This is a genomic window from Streptomyces sp. NPDC091287 (genome assembly GCF_044768525.1).
GTDB lineage: Bacteria > Actinomycetota > Actinomycetes > Streptomycetales > Streptomycetaceae > Streptomyces.
Window position 1 is genome coordinate 17,329 of record NZ_JBIVUV010000012.1, and the last position, 19,559, is coordinate 36,887.

A 19,559-nucleotide genomic window follows, 5' to 3' on the forward strand; every position below is an offset into this window, starting at 1 on the left:
ACCTCAAACGCCGGACGGGCTGGGATCAACGGGCCCGCCCGGCCCCGTGGGCACTTCGCTCGTCCGTGTGGACGGTTCCGTCCTCAAACGCCGGACGGGCTGGGATCAACGGGCCCGCCCGGCCCCGTGGGCACTTCGCCCGCCCGCCTGCACGGTTCCGTCCTCAAACGCCGGACGGGCTGGGATCAACGGGCCCGCCCGGCCCCGTGGGCACTTCGCTCGTCCGTGTGGACGGTTCCGTCCTCAAACGCCGGACAGGCTGGGATCAACGGGCCCGCCCGGCCCCATAGGCGCTTCGCCCGCCCGCCCGCACGGCTTCGTCCTCAAACGCCGGACGGGCTTGAGTGGGCGCCGGTCAGTCCTTCGCGAGGACGAAAGAGGCTCGCTGGACCGGTCCGCCGGGGGTCTTCGCTTCCAGGAGGTACGTTCCCGGGCCGGCCTTGCCGGCCGGCGGGGTCGCACAGCCGGGGGCGGACAAGCTGCGGTTCCAGTCGACCGTGTGGATCACCGTCGCGCCCCCCGGAACCTTCAGGAACAGCGGACCGGCCGCGGCGGGGCAGTCCTTCGAGGACCAGATCGGATCGTCGTCCTCGCCGCCCGCCTCGGTCACCGTGAGGACCGCGCTCTTCGGCCCGAGGTCGGCCTTGCACGCGGCCGACGAGGTGTTCTTGGCGATCAGTTCGAACTTCGGCTTGTCGTCGGGGCCGTAACTGACCTTCGTCCGCAGGCTCAACCGCACCGCGTCGGGCTTGCACTCGGGGAGAGGGGAGCCGGCCGGGACCTGTTGGCCCGCCGTGCCGCCGCCGCCCGCACCCGAACCGGCCGTGTCCGCACCGCCCGTGTCCGCGCCGCCCGTTGACGCCCCGTCGGACGAAGCCCCTTCGCCCGCGCCGCCGGAGGACGCGCCCGCGCCACCGTCGGAGCCGCCCGGTCCGCCGGAGCCCCCGGAGCCGCCGTCCTCACCCGACTCGTCGCGGCCGCCCGGCTGTTGGCTGATCGCGGGGCCCGAGCCCGACGGCCCGGGAGTGATCGACTCGATCGGATCGGAGCCGCCGGACTTGCCGTCGTTCCGGCTTCCCCCGCCGCCTCCGGACGTCACGCCCCAGGCGACCAACACGGCGAGCAGCGCAACCAGAAGTCCCGCTACCGCCCTTCGTCGCCAGTAGATGCTGGAGGGAAGCGGACCGACCGGATTGCGCATAGATCCCACGTCCCGAACTCTACGAGAGATCCGGGCCGACTCAGGCCCCACCCGCCGCTCCGGCAGCAAGTTTTGCCGATCATCATCACGGGGATCCGGTCACAGGGGACAGAACGGGTGGCGTTGTCACCCCCTGGGCCGCCGCGTGGGCCGACACTCCCGTGCCCGTGACCGCCGCTCCCTCTTCCGTGCCAGGATCGTCCGTGCGATGACTGCCATGACTTCGACACAGACGCCCCCCGCCGCCTCCCTCCACGCCCCCGTCATCGGGTGGTTCGAGCAGCATGCCCGCGATCTGCCCTGGCGCCGCCCCGAAGCGGGCGCCTGGTCGGTGATGGTCAGCGAGTTCATGCTGCAGCAGACCCCGGTGAGCCGGGTCCTCCCGGTGTACGAACAGTGGCTCGCCCGCTGGCCACGCCCCGCCGACCTGGCCGCCGAGGCGCCCGGGGAGGCGGTCCGCGCCTGGGGCCGGCTCGGCTATCCGCGCCGCGCGCTGCGCCTGCACGGGGCCGCGCAGGCGATAACGGAACGACACGGCGGCGATGTGCCGAGCGAACACGCCCAGCTGCTGGCGCTGCCCGGGATCGGCGAGTACACGGCGGCGGCCGTGGCCTCGTTCGCGTACGGACAGCGGCACGCGGTGCTCGACACGAACGTCCGCCGGGTGTTCGCCCGCGCCGCGTCCGGGGTCCAGTACCCGCCGAACGCGACCACGGCCGCCGAGCGCAAGCTCGCGCGGGCGCTGCTGCCCGAGGAGGACGAGCGTGCGGCGCGCTGGGCGGCGGCCACGATGGAGCTGGGCGCCCTCGTGTGCACCGCGCGCAACGAGGACTGCGACCGGTGCCCGATCGCCTCGCGGTGCGCCTGGCGGCTGGCCGGGAAGCCCGCGCACCAGGGTCCGCCGCGCAAGGGCCAGACGTACGCCGGCACCGACCGCCAGGTGCGCGGGCGGCTGCTGGCGGTGTTGCGGGACTCGGTGAGCCCCGTGGCCGGGGCCGCGCTGGACGCGGTGTGGGAGGAGCCGGTGCAGCGGGCCCGTGCGCTGGACGGGCTGGTGGCCGACGGACTGGTCGAGCCGCTGGCCGACGGCCGGTACCGGCTGCCGCTGACCTGATCCCCGGGGTCTTCTCCTGCACTGTTACACAACCGATGGGCAGCCGTGCACCGGCCTACGGCTGCTCCGCACATCGCCGTGACAACGCCTCCGTAGCGTCTCCGACAGCAGGACGGCCGGACCGCGGAACACCCGCGGCCCGGCGGTGACACGGGGATGTTCGGGGACGGAGGCGGTTGTCATGGCGCAGGGCGAGGTGCTCGCGTTCGAGGACTACGTACGCACACGGCAGGAGGCGCTGCTGCGCAGCGCGCGCCGTCTGGTTCCCGACCCTGTGGATGCCCAGGACCTGCTCCAGACCGCCCTGGTGCGCACCTACGGCCGCTGGGACGGCATCGCCGACAAGTCGCTGGCCGACGCCTATCTGCGCCGCGTCATGATCAACACCCGTACGGAGTGGTGGCGGGCGCGCAAGCTCGAAGAGGTCCCGACCGAGCAGCTGCCCGACGCGAGTGTCGAGGACGGCAGCGAGCAGCGCGCCGACCGCGCCCTGCTGATGGACATCCTGGGCATTCTCGCTCCCAAGCAGCGCAGCGTCGTCGTGCTGCGACACTGGGAGCAGATGAGCACGGAGGAGACGGCCGCGGCGCTCGGTATGTCGGCCGGTACGGTCAAGAGCACGCTGCACCGGGCCCTGGCACGACTGCGCCAGGAGCTGGAGAGCCGCGATCTGGTCAGCCGCGAGGCGGTCGCCCGGGAGACCGGGGGCCACCGGAGCGCAGCGCCGGTCACCTCCGCCCGTGTCCCCGCCCAGCGGTCGCCCGTCACGACGGCGCCGGGGGCGAGGGCCCACACACCGGCGCAGCGCAACGGGCGTCACGACGAGCGGGGGATGGAGCGGTGCGCGGCCTGAGTGGCAGCAGCGGCGGCGGCGGGGGCGGCTTCGGGGACGATTCCCTGGGCAGCGTTTCCGGGAGTGGCCCTGCGTCGAGTGATTCCTCCTTGAGTAACTCCTCCCTGAGTGGTTCCTCCTCAAGCAGATCCTCCCTGAGTGGTTCATCCGGGAGTGGTTCCGGGGGCTCGGACGACGGCGACGATCCGGGGAGATCGGGCCGGAGCCGGGGGTTCCGGAGCGGTATGGCGGCGAGTGGCACGGCCTTGGCCGGACTCGTCGCCTTCGGGCTGTTCGGCGTCGGCTGCTCCACGGGCGGCACCGGCACCCGGGACGAGGGCCCCGCCGGCAGCCAGCCGGTCGCCCAGATCACCCCCCGGGCCAGCCCTTCCGGTACGACCCCGCCCGTCAGGCGGGTCGACGCCGTGCGGCTGCTCAAGGGCGACCCCAAGGTGGGCGAGCAGGTCAGGGACGGGCTCAAGCCCTGCGCGGGCAAGGCCTATCCGATCGACACCTCCTACGGGTCGATGACGGGCGGCCGGGCCGCCGACGTGGTGGTCAACGTGATGAGCTGCGCCGACTCGGTGGGCGTCGGAACGTATGTGTACCGGGCGGACGGCGACGGCTCGTACAAGAACGTCTTCGCGGCCGAGGTCCCCGCCGTCTACGGAACGATCGACCGGGGCGACCTGGTGGTGACGACCCAGGTCTACGGGTCGAAGGATCCGCTGGCGTACCCGTCCGGCTCGGAGGTGGTCACCTACCGTTGGGCGAGCGACCGCTTCACCGAGCACGACCGGGTGCACAACGACTTCAGCCGTGCCGTCGAGGGCACGGACGGTGACCTGCCGGTGCAGTCGGAGCCGGTGGACCCGGTGGAACCGGTTCCGTCGGAGGCGCCGGTGGAGCAGGGCAGGAATTGAGACCGGGCAGGCACGAAGCCGTGCCGGTGGAACCGGGCGGGAACGGAAAGCGAGAAGCAGCCCCATGGCCGAGACCCACGTCCTCTTCGTCGAGGACGACGACGTCATCCGCGAGGCCACCCAGCTCGCCCTGGAGCGGGTCGGCTTCACGGTCACCGCGATGCCCGACGGGCTCTCCGGTCTGGAGGCGTTCCGCGCCGACCGGCCGGACATCGCCCTGCTCGACGTGATGGTGCCGGGTCTTGACGGGGTGAGCCTGTGCCGCCGCATCCGGGACGAGTCGACCGTCCCGGTGATCATGCTCTCCGCGCGGGCCGACTCGATCGACGTGGTGCTGGGCCTGGAGGCCGGGGCGGACGACTACGTCACCAAGCCCTTCGACGGGGCGGTCCTGGTGGCTCGCATCCGGGCGGTGCTGCGGCGCTTCGGCCACGCGGCCGGGCCGGACGGGCTGGGCCAGGGCGGTGCGGACGGGGACGCCGAGACGTTCGGCGGGGTGCTGGTCTTCGGTGATCTGGAGGTCGACACGGACGGCATGGAGGTGCGGCGCGCCGGTGAGCAGGTGGCGCTGACGCCCACCGAGATGCGGCTGCTGCTGGAGTTCTCGTCCGCGCCGGGCACCGTCCTGTCCCGCGACAAGCTCCTGGAGCGGGTCTGGGACTACGGCTGGGGCGGCGACACCCGGGTCGTGGACGTCCACGTCCAGCGGCTGCGCACCAAGATCGGCCAGGACCGGATCGATACGGTCCGCGGCTTCGGCTACAAGCTGCGCGGATGAAGAGGCCCGAGAGGACGCAGCGGACCGAGAGGGCCCAGAGGACGGAGCGGACCGAGCGGGCCGAGCGGGCCGAGCGGACGGAGCGGACGGTGGGGCGCGCATGAAGCGACTGGCCCTGCGGACCGGAGTCCGCTGGAAGATCAGCATCGCCATCGCGGCGGTGGGCGCGCTCGTCGCGGTGGCGCTGAGCCTCGTGGTGCACAACGCGGCCCGCGTCTCGATGATCGAGAACGCCCGCGAGGTGCAGCTGGAGCGGCTGCTGGGCGCCCAGCGGTTCTACGAGGCGACGAGCATGCAGAAGGGCGGGCCGAAGTTCGGGGCGAAGCTCAACGACCCGAGGATCCCGCCGAGCCTGCGCGACGAGGTCCGCAAGAACCGCCGGGCCACCCATGTGACGCAGGGGCCCGACGGGGTCCCCGAGGTCTGGGCGGCGGTGCCGCTGGCGGGCGGGGACGTGCTCTCGCTGCACTCCCGGTTCGCGAACCGCTCCGCCACGATCATGGACGACCTGGACCGGGCCCTGATCATCGGCTCGGTCTCGGTGGTCTTCGGCGGCTGCGCGCTCGGGGTCCTCATCGGCGGCCAGCTCTCGCGCCGGCTGCGCAAGGCGGCGGCAGCGGCGGGCCGGGTCGCCCAGGGGCAGACGGACGTACGGGTCAGGGAGGCCGTCGGCGGGGTCGTCCGCGACGAGACCGACGAGCTGGCGCGGGCGGTCGACGCGCTGACCGACGCGCTGAACGAGCGGATCGAGGCGGAGCGCCGGGTCACCGCGGACATCGCCCATGAGCTGCGTACCCCGGTGACCGGGCTGCTCACGGCGGCCGAGCTGCTGCCGCCGGGCCGCCCCACCGAGCTGGTACGGGACCGGGCCCAGGCGATGCGGACACTGGTCGAGGACGTGCTGGAGGTGGCGCGCCTGGACAGCGCCTCGGAGCGGGCGGAGCTCCAGGAGCTGCCGCTCGGCGAGTTCGTCAGCCGCCGGATAGGGCTGCTGAACCCCGAGGTGACCGTGCGGGTGGTGCACGAGTCGTGGGTCTCCACCGATCCGCGCCGGCTGGAGCGCATCCTGGGCAATCTGCTGGGGAACGCCGCCAAGCACGGCTCGACCCCGGTGGAGGTCACGGTCGAGGGCCGGGTGGTGCGGGTCCGCGACCACGGTCCGGGATTCCCGGAGGAGCTGCTGCGGGACGGGCCGAGCCGGTTCCGTACCGGAAGCATGGACCGGGCCGGGCACGGGCACGGTCTCGGCCTGACGATCGCGGCGGGCCAGGCAAGAGTGCTGGGGGCCCGGCTGACCTTCCGCAACGCGGCGCCCTCGGGCGCGGCGCAGGGCACGGGCGGGGCGATCGCGGTGCTGTGGCTGCCGGAGCACGCGCCGACGGTCACCGGGAGCTTCCCGGTGCTGCGGATGGCGGACCAGCGGCAGGCGTCGCACTGAGCCGGGCGCCCGGTGGGCGGTGTGGTGGAACGCCGACGGCGACCCCGAGGAGTGAGCCGTGAGGCTGTCCTCGACGTCGCCGTCGGACGGGTGACCCGGGCGCACGCCCCGGGTACCGGGGTGTAACGGGTCCACTGACTCTTTTCGGTTGTGCTGCGCGTCCGACCAGGTGCCGGGCTCCGGACGGTGCCGGGCTCCGGCGGGGCCGCGCGGTCAGGCCGGCCGGATCAGATGGAGACGTGCACCGAGCGGAGGAACGCGGCCGGGTTCAGCGCCGAGCCGTAGTTCGGGCTGGTGCGGATCTCGAAGTGCAGGTGCGGGCCGCTGGAGTTTCCGGTGTTGCCGGACAGGGCGATCTTCTCGCCCGTCTTGACCTGCTCGCCGACCTTCACGTTGACCTTCGACAGGTGCGCGTACTGCGAGTACTTGCCGTTGGAGTGCTTGATCACGACGGCGTTGCCGTACGCGGGGCCGTCGCCGGCGCCGTTCGGGCCGGCCTTCACGACGGTGCCCTTGTGGACGGCCGTGACCGTGGTGCCGATCGGCACGGCGAAGTCCTGGCCGGAGTGCTTGGCGGCCCAGCGGGCGCCACCGGTGCCGTAGCTGGCGCTCAGCGTGTACTTCTTGACCGGGGTCTTCCAGGAGGCGGCGTTCTTCTTCGCGGCCTTCTTCTTGTCCTCGGCCTTCTTCTTCGCGTCGGAGGCCTTCGTCGCGGCCGCCTTCTTGGCCGCGTCGGCGGCCTTGCCCTGCGCGGTCGCCTGCGCGGCGACGGAGTTGGCGGTCGTGCCCGCGGCCAGGGGAGCCGCGGCGGCCTCGCTGCCGCTGGAGGCGAACGCCGTTCCGGCACCCAGCACCACGGACGCTCCCAGGCCGGCGGCCAGGACGGCGCCACGGACGCGGAAGGCGGACGGGCGGATGGTGTGCTGGTTCGTTGCGCGCTTCATACGAGGAAGTCCTCCGAAGGTGAGTGGACCCGGCGTGCTGTCCGGGCTTGCTCCACCTTGGTAACCCGCACCCCCGCCGGGGCTCAAACACCCCATCTACGAAGAAAAGCCGTAGAGAGGGCTGGGGGAATTCGTCGCGCTTGTCCTCATACGGGAAGGTCTCGCGGCCACGGAATCCTTCACACGGAAGACGTTTAACGCCTGTTCCGTGGGGCTCTTTCCTGACATGGCACCGCGAAAGGGCCGTATCGCCCAGAACCTCGGAAGGGCCCGTCGACGCCGGGCCGAAGGTCCCGCGGCCGATCACGGCCCTTTCTCCTAGCCCGGGTAGTAGGCCTGTTTCGGGCTGTGCGCCTTGTCACCGCCGGTGGGCCCTAAGTCCTTCCGATTCGGGACCTTCGGCCTGCTACTTCACTACGCTGACGGGAAAGCGGCACCGCACCCCGGGGGACCCCATGACGGCCGAGAACACCCACGTACCGGACGCCCACGCACCGGACAGCCACGCGCTGGACGGCATCGAGCTCGCCGATGCCGTCGCGTCCATCCGCAACCAGCTCATCGACGCGGCGACCCGGGCCACGGACCACCCGGTCTCCTTCGCGGTCGGCGACATCCAGATGGAGTTCACCCTCGAACTGCGCCGGGAGGCCAAGGCGGGCGGCAAGGTGAAGGCGTGGGTGGTCGAGGCGGGCGCGGACGCCGCACGCACCACGGGCCGCACGCACAAGGTGGCCTTCACCCTGACCCCGCGCAACGCCGCGACAGGCGAGGCCTGGGAGATCGGGACGGAGGACGACGGATCCACCGCGGGGTTCGGTGACGGGGCGGCGAGGCCGTGAGCACGGTGCCGCTGGCCGACCGCACGGTGGTCGTCTCCGCGGTCCAGCAGGGCAGCGGCGTCCTGCTCACCGACCGGCTGGTCCTGACCTGCGCCCATGTGGTCAAGTCCGGGTCCGTCTCCATCGCGCACCCCGCCCTCCCGGACCGGGTGCGGGCGACCGTCGCCTGGATCGACTACCGGCTGGACGTGGCGCTGCTGGAGGCCGTCGAGCCCGTACGGGACGTTCCGCCCGTACGCCTCGGCGTGGTCGACACCCGCCAGGCGATACCGGGCTGCGAGATCACCGGCTTCCCGCGCATCCAGCGCTACGGCCGGGACGGGCGGCTGGAGGCGGACCAGTACACGGCGACGGTCCTGCCCCTGGCGGGCCGGGTCCGCGACCTGCTGGTCTGCGATCTCGACGGCCCGCCCCCCGCGGACCCGGACGACGCGACCGCCGCGCTGTCCGGGCTCTCCGGCGGCCCGGTCTTCATGGGCGACGTGCTGCTGGGCGTCGCCCGGCAGGTCCCGCGGCAGCGCGACGGCCGCCGGGTCGAGTGCGTACCGCTCGCCCCGGTCCTGGCGGCGAAGCCCTTCCGCCTCGTCTACCAGCGGACCGGGATCGACCTGCGCCACGAACGGGTGCACGGCAGCTTCCCGCGAGATCTGCGGTACGAGGCGGAGTACGCCCAGGCGCTCGGCGTCGCGTACCGCCGTACGAAGATCTTCGGCCTCGACGAGCTGAGCCGGCACGACTCCGAGTGGGACCTGGACACCGCCTACCTCAGCCTGGAGGCCCTGGCGCAGGCCCCGTCGGCCCGCGCCACGGGCCCCACCCGGTCCCTTCCCCAGCGCATCGACGCCCTTCTCACCGGCCGTCCCCGGGTCCTGCTGCGCGGCGAGGCGGGCGCGGGCAAGACGACCCTGCTGTGGTGGCTCGCCTCGCACGCGTCGGCCCGGACCCTGGTCGACGCCCTGGCCCCCCTGAACGGCCTGATCCCCTTCGTGGTGCCCCTGCGCACGCTGCGCGCCCGCGGCGGTACGTTCCCGAGCCCGGCGGAGCTGTCGGGGGCGGCGGGCCTGGTGATCGATGCGGCCCCGGAGGGCTGGGCGGGCCGGGCCCTGGAGTCCGGGCGGGCGTTACTGCTGGTGGACGGCTTGGACGAGGTACCACCGGAGGACCGCGAACAGGCGCACACCTGGCTCGCGCAGCTCTTGGCCCGCTACCCGGACACCCGCTGCGTCGCGACCGTACGACCGCTTGCCGTCGAGCCGGACTGGCTGCGGTCCGAAGGGTTCGAGGAGTTGCGGCTGCTGCCGATGCGGAACGAGGACATCCAGACCTTCGTGTCCTCCTGGCACTGGGCCGCCCGGCTGTCCGAGCAGGACGACCACGAACGGCTCGACGAACTCGAACGCGATCTCTCCCGCCAGTTCGAGCTGAACCCCACGCTGCGCGACCTGGCCCGCACGCCGCTGCTCTGCGCGGTGATCTGCGCCCTGCACCGCCGCCGCGACGGATTCCTCCCGGAGACCCGCTGGCAGCTGTACCGCTCGGCGCTGGAAATGCTCCTCGGCAACCGCGACCGACGCCGTCGGATCGGGGCCCCCGAGGGCATCGACCTGGAGCTGGAGGAGCACACCCAGCTCCTCCAGCGCGTCGCCGTCTGGCTGGTCCGCGAGGGCCAGTCGGAGTGCACCCGCGACCAGGCACTGCGCCAACTCGCGCGCGGGCTGGCGGGAATGGAGCGGGTGAGCGCGCAGGGGCCGCCCGAGAAGATCCTCACCCACCTCCTCAACCGCAGCGGCCTCCTCCAGGAACACGGCGACGACATCTATCAGTTCGTCCACCGCACGTTCCAGGACTATCTGGCCGCGAAGGAACTCATCGAGGACGATCACCTGGGCGAGCTGCTGCGGCACGCGGACGAGGAACCCTGGCAGGACGTGATCCTGCTCGCGGCCGGTCACTGCGGCCGACGCGAACTCGCCGTGCTGGTGGGCGGGTTACTGGACGTGGGCGAGGCGCACGCGGAGGGGTCCGCCCAGCGCACCACCCTGCATGTCCTCGCCGCTCTGTGCGCGCAGCACGCGGCCTGGCTGGACGGCCCGGTACGGGAACGGGTCCGGCACACCGTGCAAGCGCTGTTCCCGCCCGCCGACGACGACCAGGTGCACGCGCTCGCCCGGCTCGGCGAATCGGCGCTGGCCTTCCTGCCGCCGCCCGGGAGCTTGGCGGCGGACGGCCCGCTCGCCCGGCACGTGGTGCAGTTGCTCGGCAGGATCGGCGGCAGCGCGGCCATCCCGCACGCCCGGGAATGGTCGGCCGCACATCCGTCCGCGGTCAGCCGCCTGGCGACGAACTGGTCCGCCTTCCCGCCGGAGGAGTTCGCCGCCGATGTGCTGGCCCACTACGACCTCGCCGCGCACTTCGTGCTGGCCCAGCGGGCTCAGCTCGGCGCCCTGCGCCATCTCCCGTCGCTGAGACACCTCGTCATCTCCGGCGAACTGCCGCAGGACGAGCTCCGTGCGGCCCTCACGGAACTCCGGCTGGAAGTTCTCTACCTCCATATGAACCCGCACGTCACCGACCTCTCCGCGCTCGGCGCGCAAGCGGGCACGCTCCAGCAGCTGGGGCTGGACACCTGCCCCGCGGTGCAGAGCCTCGCGCCCCTGGCCACGCTGGGTTCGCTCGTCGCACTGAGCGTGGACATGATGGGCCGCCCCGCCGATTTCCTGGCCCCGGTCACCGGTTTTGCGGCGCTGAGCTATCTGGAGATCAGCCGCCTCGCGTCGGGCCAGGTGAGCCGGATCCCCGTCCATCCCGGGGTGAGGCATCTGAAAGTGAGCAGCGACCGCCCGGTGGCCCTGGACGGTCTCGCCGCCTGGGAGTCCCTCCGGGATCTCCAGGTCTCCCGGGCCGTCTCGCTCGACGACGCGGTGGACGCGGTGCGGCAGCACGGCCGGATCACGCGGCTCAGGCTCGGCTCCACCTCCTGGAAGGGGCTGGTCTCCGACGACCGGCCGGTCCCGTCGCTCAGGGAGCTGACCATCACGGCCCCGCAGAACAGCGCCAACCTGACGCTGCCCGGTCTGCTCTTCCCCGGGCTCACCCATCTCACCCTGACCGCACGCCGCTCGGACCCCGAGCTCGACCTGACGCCCCTGCTCGCGTCACCCGGTCTCCAGGTGACGGTCCGCAGGGGCCACACCCCGCTGCTCCTCGGGTGGGAGCAGCTGGGCGACCGGCTCAGGGTCCTCACCTACTGACCCGGTCCTCGCCGCCGACGGAAAAAGGGGCTGCCCCGGACCGGTACGGATACCGGTTCCGGGGCAGCCCCTTCACACGCGCTCGGGCTCACGCCCTACGCACGCGTCACGCGTCCTTCGTGAGGTTCGGGCCGGCGCCGCCTGCCGCCTGCTCGATCGGCGGGACGTCGGGCAGAGCCGACTTCTCCTCGCCGCGGAAGGTGAACTTCATGTCGTCACCCTCGCCCTCGGTGCCCACGACGACGATGTGACCGGGACGCAGCTCACCGAAGAGGATCTTCTCGGAGAGGATGTCCTCGATCTGCCGCTGGATCGTCCGGCGCAGCGGCCGGGCGCCCATCACGGGGTCGTAGCCCTTCTTCGCCAGGAGCGACTTGGCCTCGGAGCTGAGCTCGATGCCCATGTCCCGGTCCCGGAGCCGCTCGTCGACCTTGGCGAGCATGAGGTCGACGATCTGGATGATGTCTTCCTCGGTCAGCTGGTGGAAGACGACCGTGTCGTCGACACGGTTGAGGAATTCCGGCCGGAAGTGCTGCTTGAGCTCTTCGTTGACCTTGGTCTTCATCCGCTCGTAGTTCGTCTTGACGTCGCCCTGGGCGGCGAATCCCAGGTTGAAGCCCTTCGAGATGTCCCGGGTCCCGAGGTTGGTCGTCATGATGATGACCGTGTTCTTGAAGTCCACGACCCGACCCTGGGAGTCGGTCAGGCGACCGTCCTCCAGAATCTGGAGCAGGGAATTGAAGATATCGGGGTGGGCCTTCTCGACCTCGTCGAAGAGGACGACGGAGAACGGCTTGCGGCGCACCTTCTCGGTGAGCTGCCCGCCCTCCTCGTAGCCCACGTAGCCGGGGGGCGAACCGAAGAGACGGGAAACCGTGTGCTTCTCGCTGAACTCCGACATGTCGAGGGAGATCAGCGCGTCCTCGTCGCCGAAGAGGAATTCGGCGAGCGTCTTGGAGAGCTCGGTCTTACCGACACCGGACGGACCGGCGAAGATGAACGAACCACCGGGGCGCTTCGGGTCCTTCAGACCGGCTCGCGTACGGCGGATCGCCTGCGAAAGGGCCTTGATGGCGTCCTTCTGCCCGATGACGCGCTTGTGGAGCTCGTCCTCCATGCGCAGCAGACGGGAGGACTCCTCCTCCGTCAGCTTGAAGACCGGGATTCCGGTGGCCGTGGCCAGGACTTCGGCGATGAGCTCGCCGTCGACCTCGGCGACGACGTCCATGTCGCCGGCCTTCCACTCCTTCTCCCGCTTGGCCTTCGCCGCCAGCAGCTGCTTCTCCTTGTCGCGGAGGGAAGCCGCCTTCTCGAAGTCCTGGGAGTCGATGGCCGACTCCTTGTCGCGGCGGACGCCCGCGATCTTCTCGTCGAACTCGCGGAGGTCCGGCGGCGCGGTCATCCGGCGGATGCGCATGCGGGATCCGGCCTCGTCGATCAGGTCGATCGCCTTGTCCGGCAGGAAGCGGTCCGAGATGTACCGGTCGGCCAGGGTCGCGGCCTGGACCAGCGCCTCGTCCGTGATGGAGACCCGGTGGTGGGCCTCGTAACGGTCGCGCAGACCCTTGAGGATCTCGATGGTGTGCGGCAGCGACGGCTCCGCGACCTGGATGGGCTGGAAGCGGCGCTCGAGAGCGGCGTCCTTCTCCAGGTGCTTGCGGTACTCGTCGAGCGTGGTGGCGCCGATGGTCTGGAGCTCACCGCGCGCCAGCATGGGCTTCAGGATCGAAGCCGCGTCGATGGCGCCTTCCGCGGCACCCGCGCCGACGAGCGTGTGGAGCTCGTCGATGAACAGGATGATGTCGCCGCGGGTGCGGATCTCCTTGAGGACCTTCTTCAGGCGCTCCTCGAAGTCACCCCGGTACCGGGAGCCGGCGACCAGGGCGCCGAGGTCCAGGGTGTAGAGGTGCTTGTCCTTGAGGGTCTCGGGCACCTCGCCCTTGACGATCGCCTGGGCCAGGCCCTCGACGACCGCCGTCTTACCGACGCCGGGCTCGCCGATGAGGACCGGGTTGTTCTTGGTCCGGCGGGACAGCACCTGCATGACCCGCTCGATCTCCTTCTCGCGCCCGATGACCGGGTCGAGCTTGGACTCACGAGCGGCCTGGGTGAGATTCCGGCCGAACTGGTCGAGCACCAAGGACGTGGAGGGCGTGCCCTCGGCGGGACCGCCTGCGGTGGCCGCCTCCTTGCCGCCCGAATACCCGGAAAGCAGCTGGATGACCTGCTGCCGGACCCGGTTCAGGTCGGCGCCCAGCTTCACGAGGACCTGGGCGGCGACGCCCTCGCCCTCGCGGATCAGGCCGAGCAGGATGTGCTCGGTGCCGATGTAGTTGTGGCCCAGCTGAAGTGCCTCGCGGAGCGACAGCTCCAGGACCTTCTTGGCTCGCGGGGTGAAGGGGATGTGCCCGGAAGGAGCCTGCTGCCCCTGCCCGATGATCTCCTCCACCTGCTGGCGGACCGCCTCGAGCGAAATCCCGAGGCTCTCCAGGGCCTTAGCGGCGACACCCTCACCCTCATGGATCAGGCCCAGGAGGATGTGCTCGGTGCCGATGTAGTTGTGGTTGAGCATCCGGGCTTCTTCCTGAGCCAGGACGACAACCCGCCGCGCGCGGTCGGTGAACCTCTCGAACATCGTTAATCGCTCCTCAGAGCGGTCGGTCAGTGAGGGGTCGGTCCCCTCCCAGTCCTTCCGCATGCTAGTCCCGCAGGACGGGACAGCTCATTCCAACTGCCGACATCCGTCCGGATCACCCCGCGCCGGGCGGGGATTCTTACTGCCGAACAGCTGACAACTGCTCCAACCCGATGGTGCGAGACGATGTTCCCGCAGGCCAGGCAGATACCCCTTTCGCCAGTACGCCGATGGCGAACGTGAGACGCCTCGGCCAGCGTGTCGCCCCTTCCCACTAGGAAAGTCTTACCCGCAATCACTGACAGTCCATGCGGCGCGCCCCGGTTCCCTCCGCTACGGGCGAACATCCTTGCGCTGCTGAATGCTCTCGCGCGCCCCCACGGTCGGGACTGAACGTGACTTCCCGGGGACCCTGCGTAACTCCGGGGGTGGTTCGGCGGTTCATCGGACATGTCTCCCTCCGTCCCTCAGCCCCGATCGTCACCCGATGCCGCTCCGGGGTCGGCCGATGCCGCACTCGCTCAGCGGTACGCGAGGGAGCTGGGCTGGGCCACCGCGGGACGGACTCCGCTGCGACTGCTCACCGGGGCGCTCTTCGATGTGCTGGAGCTGCCCGCCGAGGCCGGTCACGCCGTGCTGCGGCGCGGGGTGCGCACCGGTCCCGTGCTGCTGTCCGGTACGCGGATGGGGCTGCTGGTCGCCGCGGGCGGCGCCGATGAGCTGCCGGGGCTGCTCGACTGGCTGGAGTGGGGCCCGGTCGCACGGGACCTGACCGCCGTGGGCGCGGGGGGCCGCGTCACGGCCCCGCCTCTCCCGGGCGCCCCGGGGGACTCGCCGGGGGCCGCTGTGTGGCTGCGGCCCCCAGAGCCGAGGCGTGCGCCCGAGAGGATGCTGCCGGCCCTCGCGGGCTTCGGGAGCAGCGGTGGGGATGCCCCCGATCTCGTACGCCTGGTGGACGCCGCGGCAACCGAATGCCATCGGGTCCTGCTGTCACGCGCCCGTTCCGGGGCGCCGACAAGGGGTGGAACGGATCAGCCGTTGGCCTTCTCGTAAGCCTCGCGGATCTCGGCGGGAACGCGGCCGCGGTCATTCACATTGTGGCCGTTCTCCCGCGCCCACCGGCGGATTTCCGCGGTGTCCTTGTTACCGCCGGCCACGGCGCGGCCCTTGCCACGGCCCGTGGCGGCACGGCCACCGGTGCGACGTCCACCCTTGGTGTAGGGCTCGAGAAGGCCGCGAAGCTTGTCCGCGTTGGCCGTGGTGAGGTCGATCTCGTACGTCTTGCCGTCAAGGGCGAACGTGACGGTCTCATCGGCCTCGACGCCGTCGAGGTCATCGACAAGAAGGACCTGAACCTTCTGTGCCACGGGATTTCCTTTCATCGAAAATGGAGTACGCGGAAAGGAAACCGCTTTTCCCTCGAAAACACAAACCCCCTGCAGAGGTTCAGCAGCCCGAGAAGACGGGAAACGTGCGCGATTCGGACATAGGGTTGCAGGTCCTTCTGCAGATCACAGGTGCAGAAGCATCCGGCTGTTGCCCAAGGTGTTCGGCTTCACTCGTTCGAGACCGAGGAACTCCGCGACGCCCTCGTCGTACGAACGCAGCAGCTCACTGTAGACATCGGTGTCAACAGGCGTCTCACCGATCTCGACGAAGCCGTGCTTCGCGAAGAAGTCCACTTCGAAGGTGAGACAGAAAACCCTGCGGACACCGAGCCATCGCGCGGTCTGCAAGAGCTTGTCGAGTACGTGGTGCCCGACTCCCGCGCCCTTGATGCGGGGGTCGACGGCAAGGGTCCGCACTTCCGCCAGGTCTTCCCACATGACATGAAGTGCGCCGCAGCCGATGACCGTCGCGTCCTCGTCGCGTTCCGCGACCCAGAACTCCTGGATGTCCTCGTAAAGGGTGACGGTCGCTTTGTCGAGCAGGATGCCTCCGGACACGTACCCGTCGAGGAGTCGTCGTACGGACGCGACATCACTCGTCCTGGCCCGTCGGACGGTGATGGCGGGCTTATTTACCGACGGGTCGGTATGGAGTTCGGTATCCGGATCGTTTTGCGGCTGCTCTGAGGACATGCCCCGACGCTATCTCCCGCTCTCCGGCTCCACGTCATCGGCCGGGGCGTCATCTCCGGTGGCACCGGCGGTCGGTTCCGCGGGGTTGCCGGGGGTTTCGGCGGGGTTGGGGGAAACCATGCGGACAGCGTCCTGCAGTGCTTCGCGCTGTTCGGCGGACATCATGCCGAAGAACGCGACAAGAGCGGCGGCGGGGTTGTCGCTGCGTGACCAGGCTTCGTTCATCAGTGCGGCCGAGTAGGCGGCCCTGGTGGAGACGGCCGTATATCGATAGGCCCGGCCGTCGACTTCCCTGCGGACCCAGCCCTTCTGATGGAGATTGTCCATTACCGTCATCACGGTCGTGTAGGCGATGGACCGTTCCTGCTGAAGGTCCTCAAGGACTTCCCGCACAGTGACCGGTCGGTTCCATTGCCAGACGCGTGTCATCACGGCGTCTTCGAGGTCTCCCAATTGGCGGGGCACAGGATCACTTTAGTGCCAGATGTCCTGAATGTTCTGGTATTTACCCAGCGAAAGAGCGCACGGCTCCGATGAGTCGTGCGCTCCGGGGGTGCGCTCCGGGGGTGCGCGGCGGGAGGATTGCGGGGCGGACGGGCCGCTCGCGCGATCAGGCATTCTCCGGACGAGCGGTCTGCTTTACGGATTCCGCACGGGCGAGCGCCGCGTCCACCACGGCGTCCTCCTTGGTCTTGTTCGGACCGCCCTGGCTCTTGACGATGATCATGATCAGGGCGATGAAGAAGACGGCCATCACCACGGGGGGCACGAGCGCGGATACGTAGTCCATGCCGTCCAGAGTAGCGAGCCCGCGACGGCCGGACGCGGCGACCTCCCGGTGGGAGGCCGCCGCGTCGGACGCCGCACGGGGTCAGCCTGCCGCCCGCTCCTCGGACGGCGGCGGCGCGGGACGGCGGCGCGGCGGGAAGACCTCGGAGGGCTTGGGCATCGGGCGGTCGCCCGGTTTCTGCGGCCGGTCAGGGGCGGCCGGGGTCCTGGGCCGGTCCGGTTCCCGGTCGGCGGCGCGGCCGCCGGGCAGGGCGAGCAGCCGGCTGCGGGGGCCGGGGGCCGTGAGCCCGGCGGAGCGGCCGGCGAGCCGGGCTCGTACGGAACGCTCGGCGAGCACCTGACAGCGCTCCAGGAGGGCCGCCGCGAGCCGCCCGCCGCGCAGGGCCCGCAGGGCGGCCAGATCGTCCGGGCGGGGGTCGTAGCCGGCCGCCAGGGCGTCCTGGAGCAGCTCCAGGTAGCCGGCGGCGGAGCCGGGGAGGGCGTTGCGGTAGCGGGCGAGGTCGGCGAGGAGGAACGCTCGCAGCCGACCCGCCTCGCCGGCCGCCTCGTCCACGGAGCCGGCGAGCCGCAGGCAGTCCTGGACGTCCTCGTCGGACAGGGGCATGGGGTGGAGGGCGATGGCGAGGGCACGTCGGAGCACCCGCAGCTCGTCCGCGCTGAACGCCATGCCGCCTCGTGAACCGTAGGGCGTGGGCATAACGCGACAATACGTGCTAAATGGACAAAATCCGTTTAACTGGTCGTCGGTGGCGCGGCGTACCCCGACGGTGTCCCGGCCCCCGGCCCCGGCCGTTGCCGCAGCTACCGCCCGGTTTCGGCAGGACGCCCCCTACGACCGGGAGACGTTCCGCTCGTACACCAGGCGCAGCCCGATGAGCGTCAGCCACGGCTCGTGCTCGTCGATGACCGAGGACTCCCCCAACACCATCGGAGCAAGGCCGCCCGTCGCGATGACGGTGACGTCGTCCGGGTCGGCGGCCAGCTCCTTCTTCATCCGGGCCACCACCCCGTCGACCTGGCCCGCGAAGCCGTAGACGATGCCGGACTGCATGGCCTCGACGGTGTTCTTGCCGATCACGCTGCGCGGCCGGGCCAGCTCGATCTTGCGGAGCTGGGCGCCCTTGACGCCGAGGGCCTCGACCGAGATCTCGATGCCGGGGGCGATCACCCCGCCGGTGTACTCGCCGCGCGGGGAGACCGCGTCGAAGGTGGTGGCGGTGCCGAAGTCGACGACGATCGCCGGGCCCCCGTACAGCTCGACGGCGGCGACCGCGTTGATGATGCGGTCCGCGCCGACCTCCTTGGGGTTGTCCATCAGGATCGGCACGCCCGTCTTGACGCCGGGCTCCACCAGGACGGCGGGGACGTCGCCGTAGTAGCGGCGGGTGACCTCGCGCAGTTCGTGCAGGACCGAGGGGACGGTGGCGCAGATCGCGATGCCCTCGATGCCGTCGCCCAGCTCCATGCCGAGCAGCGGGTGCATGCCCATCAGTCCCTGGAGCAGGACGGCCAGCTCGTCGGCGGTGCGGCGGGCGTCCGTGGAGATCCGCCAGTGTTCGACGATCTCCTCGCCGTCGAAGAGGCCGAGGACCGTGTGCGTGTTGCCGACGTCGATGGTGAGCAGCATCAGGCGTCGGCCCCGTCGGTGGCGTCGGCGTCGCGGAAGTCCAGGCCGATGTCGAGGATCGGCGAGGAGTGGGTGAGCGCCCCGACCGCGAGGTAGTCGACGCCCGCGTCGGCGTAGGCGCGGGCCGAGTCGAGGGTCAGGCGGCCGGAGGACTCCAGGATCGCCCGGCCGTCGACCAGGGCGACGGCCTCGGCGGTCTCGGCCGGGGTGAAGTTGTCCAGCAGGATCAGGTCGACGCCCGCGTCCAGCACCTCACGGACCTGGTCCATCGTGTCGACCTCGACCTCGATGGGCAGCTCGGGGAACTCGGCGCGGACCCGCTTGAAGGCCTCGGCGACGCCGCCCGCGGCGATCACGTGGTTGTCCTTGACCAGGGCCGCGTCGGAGAGCGACATCCGGTGGTTGACGCCGCCGCCGCAGCGCACCGCGTACTTCTCCAGCGCGCGCAGGCCCGCCGTCGTCTTGCGGGTGTCGCGGACCTTGGCCTTGCTGCCCTCCAGCACGTCCGCCCAGGCGCGGGTGGCGGTCGCGATGCCCGAGAGGCGGCAGAGCAGGTTCAGCGCGCTGCGTTCGCCGGTCAGCAGGTCGCGGGTGCGGGTGGTGACGGTCAGCAGCTTCTCGCCGGGGGCGATCCGGTCGCCGTCCTCGACGTGCCGCTCGACCTCGAACTCCTCGGTGCAGACGATCGACAGGACCGCCTCGGCGACCCGGAGCCCGGCGACCACGCCCGCCTCGCGGGCGGTGAAGTCACCGGTGATCACGGCGTCCTCGGGGACGGTCGCCACGGTCGTGACGTCCACCCCGCCGTCGAGGTCCTCCTCGATCGCCACATGGGCGACGTCCTCGACCTGGACGGGGTCGAGCCCCGCCCGGGCCAGCAGCAGGGCGAGCGCGGGGTCCAGGCCGCACTCCAGGGCTTCGGGGTCGAACCCCTCGTCACCACCGCAGCCGCAGCCGTCGCCGCAGCCGCCTTCCGCCGGTACGGAGGATGCGGGCGCGCCGACGCTGATCAGCGGTACGTCCACGGGTGTGGGGCGCGGATTCTCTTCGGGCGTGCTCACGGTGACGGCTCCTCGGGGGCGTGGCGGGTGGTGCGGGTAGGGC

General features: G+C 71.1%; 18 protein-coding genes. 8 read left to right on the top strand and 10 right to left on the bottom strand.

Translation table 11 applies throughout. The features are described from left to right. Positions 1 to 355: 355 nt before the first annotated feature. Positions 356 to 1,117, bottom strand: a complete 762-nt coding sequence (locus tag ACIQRW_RS20955) for a hypothetical protein (RefSeq protein WP_403762960.1) — start codon at positions 1,115 to 1,117, stop codon at positions 356 to 358. A 292-nt stretch (positions 1,118 to 1,409) separates the two neighbouring features. Here ACIQRW_RS20955 and ACIQRW_RS20960 point away from each other — a divergent pair, with 292 nt between their 5' ends. The 5 genes from ACIQRW_RS20960 (at position 1,410) to cseC (ending at position 6,286) form a co-directional block, all read left to right on the top strand. Beyond that, entirely contained in the window at positions 1,410 to 2,315 is a 906-nt protein-coding gene (locus tag ACIQRW_RS20960; RefSeq protein ID WP_403762366.1) for an A/G-specific adenine glycosylase, read from the top strand. Between the two features lie 181 nt (positions 2,316 to 2,496). Then, the gene (locus tag ACIQRW_RS20965; RefSeq protein WP_403762369.1) at positions 2,497 to 3,168 is read left to right on the top strand and encodes a SigE family RNA polymerase sigma factor; all 672 of its coding nucleotides are present in this window, start codon (positions 2,497 to 2,499) and stop codon (positions 3,166 to 3,168) included. A gap of 224 nt (positions 3,169 to 3,392) precedes the next feature. Beyond that, positions 3,393 to 4,070: a hypothetical protein gene (locus ACIQRW_RS20970; protein WP_403762372.1), complete on the top strand. Its 678-nt coding sequence runs from the start codon at positions 3,393 to 3,395 to the stop codon at positions 4,068 to 4,070. Between the two features lie 64 nt (positions 4,071 to 4,134). Beyond that, positions 4,135 to 4,848, top strand: a complete 714-nt coding sequence (gene cseB, locus ACIQRW_RS20975; RefSeq protein ID WP_403762375.1) for a two-component system response regulator CseB — start codon at positions 4,135 to 4,137, stop codon at positions 4,846 to 4,848. 100 nt (positions 4,849 to 4,948) lie between these two features. After that, complete coding sequence (gene cseC, locus ACIQRW_RS20980; protein WP_403762378.1) at positions 4,949 to 6,286, top strand: two-component system sensor histidine kinase CseC; 1,338 nt, start codon at positions 4,949 to 4,951, stop codon at positions 6,284 to 6,286. A 227-nt stretch (positions 6,287 to 6,513) separates the two neighbouring features. On the opposite strand, the gene ACIQRW_RS20985 is transcribed toward cseC, so the two are convergent. Next, positions 6,514 to 7,230 carry a M23 family metallopeptidase gene (locus ACIQRW_RS20985; RefSeq protein WP_403762380.1) on the bottom strand — a complete coding sequence of 239 codons (717 nt, stop codon included), beginning with the start codon at positions 7,228 to 7,230 and terminating at the stop codon, positions 6,514 to 6,516. Positions 7,231 to 7,685: 455 nt separating this feature from the next. On the opposite strand from ACIQRW_RS20985, the gene ACIQRW_RS20990 reads away from it, so the two are divergent. Beyond that, on the top strand, positions 7,686 to 8,072 hold the full coding sequence (locus ACIQRW_RS20990; RefSeq protein ID WP_403762383.1) for a trypco2 family protein: 387 nt from the start codon (positions 7,686 to 7,688) through the stop codon (positions 8,070 to 8,072). Then, entirely contained in the window at positions 8,069 to 11,323 is a 3,255-nt protein-coding gene (locus tag ACIQRW_RS20995; protein WP_403762386.1) for an NACHT domain-containing protein, read from the top strand. Before ACIQRW_RS20990 ends, ACIQRW_RS20995 begins: the two co-directional genes overlap by 4 nt. A gap of 106 nt (positions 11,324 to 11,429) precedes the next feature. Here the strand turns inward: ACIQRW_RS20995 and ACIQRW_RS21000 are convergent, their stop codons facing one another. After that, complete coding sequence (locus ACIQRW_RS21000; RefSeq protein ID WP_228924482.1) at positions 11,430 to 13,958, bottom strand: ATP-dependent Clp protease ATP-binding subunit; 2,529 nt, start codon at positions 13,956 to 13,958, stop codon at positions 11,430 to 11,432. A gap of 450 nt (positions 13,959 to 14,408) precedes the next feature. Between ACIQRW_RS21000 and ACIQRW_RS21005 the strand changes: the two genes are divergently transcribed. Then, positions 14,409 to 15,011: an SCO3374 family protein gene (locus ACIQRW_RS21005; protein WP_403762389.1), complete on the top strand. Its 603-nt coding sequence runs from the start codon at positions 14,409 to 14,411 to the stop codon at positions 15,009 to 15,011. Here ACIQRW_RS21005 and ACIQRW_RS21010 read toward each other — a convergent pair. From ACIQRW_RS21010 to nadC, 7 genes are all read right to left on the bottom strand, one after another. Further along, positions 14,990 to 15,325, bottom strand: a complete 336-nt coding sequence (locus ACIQRW_RS21010; protein WP_003968298.1) for an Lsr2 family protein — start codon at positions 15,323 to 15,325, stop codon at positions 14,990 to 14,992. The genes ACIQRW_RS21005 and ACIQRW_RS21010 overlap by 22 nt on opposite strands. Positions 15,326 to 15,469: 144 nt before the next feature. Continuing rightward, positions 15,470 to 16,039 carry an amino-acid N-acetyltransferase gene (locus ACIQRW_RS21015; RefSeq protein WP_265600935.1) on the bottom strand — a complete coding sequence of 190 codons (570 nt, stop codon included), beginning with the start codon at positions 16,037 to 16,039 and terminating at the stop codon, positions 15,470 to 15,472. Between the two features lie 9 nt (positions 16,040 to 16,048). Continuing rightward, on the bottom strand, positions 16,049 to 16,504 hold the full coding sequence (locus ACIQRW_RS21020) for a BlaI/MecI/CopY family transcriptional regulator (protein ID WP_403762392.1): 456 nt from the start codon (positions 16,502 to 16,504) through the stop codon (positions 16,049 to 16,051). Positions 16,505 to 16,649: 145 nt separating this feature from the next. Continuing rightward, positions 16,650 to 16,829 carry a hypothetical protein gene (locus ACIQRW_RS21025; protein WP_403762395.1) on the bottom strand — a complete coding sequence of 60 codons (180 nt, stop codon included), beginning with the start codon at positions 16,827 to 16,829 and terminating at the stop codon, positions 16,650 to 16,652. 81 nt (positions 16,830 to 16,910) lie between these two features. Further along, positions 16,911 to 17,495 carry a hypothetical protein gene (locus tag ACIQRW_RS21030; protein ID WP_364874888.1) on the bottom strand — a complete coding sequence of 195 codons (585 nt, stop codon included), beginning with the start codon at positions 17,493 to 17,495 and terminating at the stop codon, positions 16,911 to 16,913. 162 nt (positions 17,496 to 17,657) lie between these two features. After that, a complete protein-coding gene (locus ACIQRW_RS21035; protein ID WP_097915092.1) occupies positions 17,658 to 18,455 on the bottom strand; it encodes a type III pantothenate kinase in 798 nt (265 codons plus the stop codon). Beyond that, complete coding sequence (nadC, locus tag ACIQRW_RS21040; RefSeq protein WP_403762398.1) at positions 18,455 to 19,516, bottom strand: carboxylating nicotinate-nucleotide diphosphorylase; 1,062 nt, start codon at positions 19,514 to 19,516, stop codon at positions 18,455 to 18,457. Before nadC ends, ACIQRW_RS21035 begins: the two co-directional genes overlap by 1 nt. Between the last annotated feature and the right edge of the window lie 43 nt (positions 19,517 to 19,559).